We start from the raw sequence: 228 nt of genomic DNA on the forward strand, positions 1-228 counted from the left end.
CGCGTGGGGCGGCGGCGAGCGCCCGGGCGATCCCGACGCGCTGGCGCTGTCCGCCGCTGAACTCGTGCGGGTAGCGGTCGTAGTGCGCCGCTTCGAGCCCTACGCGCCCCAACAGTTCCCGTACACGCCCCCGAATGCGCCCCTCGTCCCGTTCCCCCTGCGCGCGCAGCGGATCGGCGATCGCCTCGCCCACGCTGCGGCGCGGGTTGAGGGAGGAGACGGGGTCCT

Annotated in this window: 1 protein-coding gene; it reads right to left on the minus strand. The window is 75.4% G+C overall.

The window, feature by feature from the left end:
• Positions 1-228: ATP-binding cassette domain-containing protein (locus KVT44_RS59910; protein WP_254651271.1), on the minus strand; the 228-nt coding region annotated here is incomplete at both ends.

Source organism: Streptomyces sp. GbtcB7, assembly GCF_019091445.1.
In the GTDB taxonomy this organism is placed as follows: domain Bacteria; phylum Actinomycetota; class Actinomycetes; order Streptomycetales; family Streptomycetaceae; genus Streptomyces; species Streptomyces mirabilis.